Origin of the sequence: Planktothrix sp. FACHB-1355, from assembly GCF_014748295.1 — a bacterium.
GTDB classification, from domain to species: domain Bacteria; phylum Cyanobacteriota; class Cyanobacteriia; order Cyanobacteriales; family Aerosakkonemataceae; genus Aerosakkonema; species Aerosakkonema funiforme_A.
This window is the reverse complement of sequence record NZ_JACJUP010000288.1, coordinates 1-6,341: the sequence shown is the minus strand read 5'-3', so window position 1 is coordinate 6,341 and position 6,341 is coordinate 1. Positions and strand designations below refer to the sequence as shown.

General features: G+C 40.0%; 3 protein-coding genes. All 3 read right to left on the bottom strand.

The genetic code is table 11. The annotated features are described in order from the left end of the window. On the bottom strand, positions 1-1,355 hold a 1,355-nt coding region (locus H6S82_RS14005), incomplete at its 3' end, for a response regulator (RefSeq protein WP_191056329.1). Continuing rightward, positions 1,348-4,770: a PAS domain S-box protein gene (locus tag H6S82_RS14000; RefSeq protein ID WP_190466262.1), complete on the bottom strand. Its 3,423-nt coding sequence runs from the start codon at positions 4,768-4,770 to the stop codon at positions 1,348-1,350. The genes H6S82_RS14000 and H6S82_RS14005, both read right to left, overlap by 8 nt. An 868-nt stretch (positions 4,771-5,638) precedes the next feature. After that, a partial coding sequence (locus H6S82_RS13995) for a UPF0182 family protein (protein ID WP_191056328.1) occupies positions 5,639-6,341 on the bottom strand: 703 nt, incomplete at its 5' end.

Genomic DNA, 6,341 nt, shown 5'->3' with positions numbered 1-6,341 from the left:
TTTTGTTCATATCGATGTCGCAGTGGCAGAATAACCGTAAAAGTTGCCCCCTCTCCCGGTACGCTTTCACAAAAAATTTCTCCGCCGTGATGCTCCACCACAATTTGATAAGCGATCGATAGACCCAATCCAGTTCTAACACCTACTTTCTTAGTTGTAAAAAATGGATCGAAGGCTTTCTTTTGGATTGCTTCTGTCATTCCTGTACCATTATCGGCAATGCGAATTATTACTCGATCGCCCTCCTTAATTTGCGTGCTAATACTAATGGTAGGTGATGGATTTAACTGTTCGGTACTATCCTCTGACAAAGCATCGTTCGCGAAGCGTGACTCCAAAGAGTCAATCGCATTATTCAAAATATTCATAAATACTTGATTAATTAAAGCTGCATAGCATTCAACTAAAGGTAGCGTTCCGTATGCTTTTACTACTGTAATAGCTGGGCTATTAGGCTGTTCGTTCAGGCGATGCTGTAAAATCATCAAAGTGCTATCAAGTCCTTCATGGATATCTACTGGTTTGAGTTCCGCCTCACCAAGGCGGGAAAAATTTCGCAAACTCAACACAATATCTCTGATTCTTTCAGAACCCACCTTCATAGAAGCTAAAAGTTTCGGTAAATCTTCAGCGAGAAATTCTATGTCTAGCGACTCTTGCAAATGCTGAATATCTGTGGAAGGATTGGGCAACGCTTGTTGATATATTTGAATTAATTGCAGCATCTGAGATATGTAGTCATTTATATGGCGAAGGTTGCCATATATAAAATTAATTGGATTATTAATTTCGTGGGCAATGCCAGCCACTGTTTGTCCCAGTGAAGACATTTTTTCACTTTGAATTAATTGAGCTTGAGTTTGTTGTAACTGGTGCAGAGCTTGCTCAAGCTGTTGGGATTTCTCCCGCTCTAAAGCTGACGACTTTTGCAGGAGAGCATTTTGTTCGGCAAGTTTATTTTGCAAGCGCTGGATGGTTAAGTGCGTTTCAACTCGCGCCAAAACCTCTTCAAATTGAAATGGTTTGGTAATGTAATCTACTCCACCCACAGAAAAAGCTTTTACCTTATCGAGTACATCGTCAAGGGCACTTAAAAAAATTACAGGAATCTCGCGAGTTTTGTCATCGCTTTTCAGTTTTTTGCAAACCTCATAACCATTTATTTCCGGCATATTGATATCGAGCAAAATCAGATCGGGAGGAGAAGCCTGCACTCCCATCAGCGCCATTTGCCCATGCAGTGCTTTGCGAACTTTATATCCACAGTCCGTCAATATAGTGGCTAAAGCGTTGATGTTGTCGAGAGTATCATCAACTATTAAAATTTTTCCTTTTGATTCGAGATCTTCAGTCATGATTAATTTGCTCAATTAAATCTGTAATTTTATCAAAACGAACTTTTTTAGCTAACTCTACCAAGGAGTTAGCTAGACGTGCATCTAAATTTTTAATTTGTTCGCTCAGTTGTACGATCTTGTCCTCATCCAATGCCTTAGCAGCTTGGTATAGTTGCACTATCCACTCTTTTGGCATAGCAGCCAAATCCTCTGAACTGAGTTGCCAGCTAGTGGTTTGTTTTGGTATTTGTAATTTTTGTTTGACCGCTGATTCTTCATAGACATAACGCACCCCCAAATATTCAGACATTTTGCTAAAAATCACTTCTTCTCGAAAAGGTCTGCTGACAAAATCATCGCATCCCGCAGCTAAAACCGTAGCGCGGTTCTCCGCAAAAGCGCTCGCAGTTAAAGCAATAACTACAGGTGGAGGTACGGGGCATTCAGAATAATGATTTCCTTCTTCACTATAGCTTTTTTGGATTGCTTTGATTTGCTTAGTAGCCTCATATCCGTCCATCACAGGCATCTGCATATCCATCCAAATTAGGTGCGGTCGCCAATTTTCCCAAATCGCGATCGCTTCTGCACCGTTAGCAGCTTCCTCCACTTGAAAACCTAGTGGAGAAAGTAGGTTAAAAAGCAACAATCGGCCCTCCGATTTATCATCAACTACCAAGATGCGATACTGAGGTTGGTCTGCTGCTAAACCAATTACCTTTTGGCTCAGTGTTTGATTGGGAACTTCCGTCGCTTCAGCTAACTTAATTTGGATATTAAATTGAAAAATTGTTCCTTTACCCAATCTGCTGCTGACGGTGATATCTCCGCCCATCAGTTGTATGAATTGACGGCTAATAGGTAAACCCAAGCCTGTCCCGGACTGAGATTTCTTACCTGTTTCTGTTTGTACGAACGGATCGAATAAGGTTGGCAATTCCTCTGCTGCGATGCCAGGGCCTGTATCTTCTACTTGAAATTGAATAGTTGTTTCTCCTATCCTTTTTTCAGCCAATGATGCCCGTAATATTACTCTACCTTTTTCAGTAAATTTAATCGCATTACCTAGTAAGTTAATTAACACCTGACGTAACTTACTTTCGTCAGTTTTGACATATTGGGGTATGTCTTGCGAACGCTCAAAAATAAGTTGCAATCTTTTAGATTCAGCTTTAAGCTGGAACATTTCTGCAAGCGTATCGAGGAGGCGAAACAGGTCAAAACTATGTTCGTGCAGTTCGATTCTGCCTGCCTCGATTTTGGACATTTCCAGTACGTCGTTAATCAAGGTGAGTAAATGTTCTCCGGAACGATTAATAATCCCTAAATGTTCCTGCTGTTGCTTAGTGAGGGAAGAACCCCGCGCTAGGACTTGGGTAAAGCCTAAAATAGCGTTTAGCGGCGTTCTCAGTTCGTGACTCATTTTAGAGAGAAATTCGCTTTTGGCTCGATTGGCTGCATCTGCGGCTTCTTTTGCTTTTTTAAACTTAGCTTCCGATTCTCGTAAAGCATCTTCTGCTTGTTTGCGATCGGTAATATCTCGACCTACTCCCTGGAATTCGATAAAGTTGCCTGCCTCGTCAAAAATTGCCCTGTCTGTCCACTGATGCCATCTTTGCACTTTCCCAAACAAAACTCTATGTTCGATCGTCCCTATGGGGTTATCTGAATTTAAAGACGCAAGCAACTGTGCGATATTAATTTTATCTTCTTCCGGCACTAAACCCTCAAAGCTATGCCCGATTAGTTCCGATCGCTTGGCATTAAAATATCGACAATACGCATCGTTGACAAATGTCAGTGTACCATCAGGTTTGAAACGACAAACTAATTCGGTTTGATCTTCTACAACTGCACGATAGCGTTCCTCACTTTGTCGCAGCGCATCTTCTGCACGTTTGCGATCGGTAATATCGTTCATAACCGAAAGGATATACACTTCTCCACCCAGATCGATCCGATCTGAAGATAAAAGTATCGTCCTTATATCACCTGACTTAGTGCGGACATTTAATTCTTGATTGCGTATTTTTCCATCTACTTGCAATAATTGTTTGTATTTATTAAACTCTTCTGGATTGGCTAAAATATTCATTTCCAGTACTGTATGGCCGCTCACCTCCGAGCGAGAATAACCAAATATACTCGAAAAGCTATCGTTGACATCAATATATGTGCCATCTGAAAAATTGGTAATTGCGATCGGATTTGGCGAAGACAGAAAAGCTTTGGCGAACTTTTCTTGCTCGACTCGCAAAGCCAATTCTGTTTGTTTTCTAACGATGATTTCCTGCTGTAATTCTTGGGTGCGTTCTTGCACTTTAATCTCTAGGGTCTGGGCATACTCTTTTTGAGCTTCATAAAGCTGAGCATTTTCTAAACAAATTGCTGCCTGAGAACAGAGCAATTTCAAAATTTCCAATCGTGCCGGAGTAAATGCCCCAGTAGTTAAGCTATTTTCCAGGTAAAGAATGCCGATTAACTTACCTTGACCGAGTATAGGAGTACATAAAACAGATTTAGATTGGTGTGCGATGATGTATGGATCGTTGCTAAATTTTCCGTCAGTACGTGCATCGTTTAAAACTACATATGACTGACTTCTAGACACATAATTAATAGCAGATACAGGCAATATATCGCTACTTGTAACTGGCATTGATTGCCGTACTTTTACCTCATTTTTGGCCATATTCCCGGACGCTTCTATCAGTAGTTTACCTTCTCGGTTGAGAATGAGGAAACCTGATTCTGCTCCAGCATTTTCCATAACGATAAGCATCAGCTTTGCCAGTAAATTATCCAGCACAACTTCACCGACAAGCGCTTGACAGGCTTTCATCACTGTGCTTATATCTAGCACGCTTTCATAACCTTTAGTGGAAATCGATTGCGAAGTTTTTGTGAGTGTCACCAAATGCAATTCTGCCGAACTGTTTCCCATCGTCGGTGCAGCTGTCATGGCAACATCTTTACTGATGGTTTCGCGGTGAACTAAGGACGAGAAAAACTCAGGATATCTTTCTTCTAAATCTTTAACCTTTGCTTTGGCTCCACAGCGAATATAGGTATAATAAGACTGAGTTAAATAGAATTCCCCTACTTTCTTTATACCAAGAGATAAATAAAACTCTGCTGCTAGTTCGTTTGCTAGTGCTTCTTCCTGAATGTATCCGTTTTGAGAAGCTTCTTGAATTGCTAGTTGATAATATTCGTTTGCTCGCTCATTTTGACCCAATACTCGTGCTATTTCTGCTTCCACTAAATCGTACTTATGTTTGAACTTATTTGGATTGTCATAAACCCACTCTTTCATTTTCTTTTGATTGGATGCGACTCGGCTTAAATATTGCTTCTTTTCTCTTTTTGAAGCGTTGGGATATTCAGCCAATAGTGCTAGAGAATAATGTATGTTATGTACAGCGTTCTGCATATTACTACCTATAAATTCTGCGTCTTTTTTAGCAAGTTTACCTGGTTCTATTTTTATTAGCTCTCCTCGCTCCAACCCTATTTCGATTTTCTCGTCCTGGGGGATTGTTTTTTTTGCAGGCCCTTTCCAGAGCGAGATAGCGCTATTAAATCCTGCGCTCGCTTTCGATTTTAATTCTTTGGTAAATTGAACTAAGAACATCAAGGCCAGTTCCATAAACCAATTTACAGAATTCACTTCTTTTAGCCTCACATATACAATTAGGCTACAAACACCAGCCCTTAGAGTTTTTCCAAATGAATAATTAATCTTAGTTATGAAGAACAGGCGGAAGAAATTTAATAATTTTATCCCTGTAAATTAGTTGTTTGAAACAAATTTTAATAATTCTCGATGTCTGTGAAGATAGGTTAATGACCCTATAGATCGCCGTTTTAACACGTTCGTAAATCATTGACCTAATTTGAAAAAATAGCTTTCTTTAGGTTAGCTTTTTTGTTCCTGTGTGGCAAGGGCTTTTTCTGTTTGTCAAATATCAATGACAAGCAAAAAATAGCGGCTCTCCCCTGCTAAGTGTGAAAGGGCGAATTTGCGGACATAAAACTTAAGATAGGAAAAAGCCTTATACAGTGATAATACAAACAAAACAATCTCATCTGCCGATCGTACAGCATACGGGAAAGCCAAAAAAGTAAAGATTTTTTTAGATTTTCTGCAAAATGCAAAAAAAGTTTACAATGGTAGTTTGCGGTATTTTTGTATTTGGTGAGCGATCGCATCTCCTCGCCTGCGCCTCTAGTAGGAGAAGTTTCATAGTTTTTGGATTGTCGTCATTTCCAATCAACCATTAAAAATCAACTATATACTATTATCTTTCTCGAACAATTGGTGGAGTGGGTTTCGGCTGCATAAAAATTGCTTTAATTGCTTGTTCGAGAGTTTTTCCCATCACAATCTTGTTTTCATAAGCTACAACGACCCTTACTAATGTCGGCAAACTATTGTGCGTTGCTTCCAAATAAAGCGGTTCTACATAAATCAAAGACTTCTCGATCGGAATCGCCAAAAGATTTCCTTGCAGCACTCGCGAACCTTCGCGATTCCATAGAGCAATTTGCTGGGAAATGACGGGATCTTGGTTAATTAACGCTTCAATTTGTTCTATTCCATATACCAGTTCTTGTTTAGGGAACTGGTAAAGCAATAGCTTTCCGTAGTTTTCTCCATCCGAACGTCCAGCTAGCCAGCCAATTAAATTAGGGCGCTGGCTGGGGGTAAATGGCAACAACAGAATAAATTCTTCTTTTGTTTCTGTAGGCAACTTCATAATTAAATAGTAAGGTTCCATCCGTTGCGGTTCGTTACCGTAAATTTCGGTAGGAATCTGCCAAACATCTTCGCGATTGTAGAAAACTTGCGGATCGATCATGTGGTAAGTTAGCAATCGTTCCGATTGGATGCTGTAAAAATCTACTGGATAACGTAGATGACTGCGTATCGTTACAGGCATCTCGCTTAATGGTTTAAATAGTTCCGGAAAAATAGCTTTCCAGGAATTAATAATTGGGTCT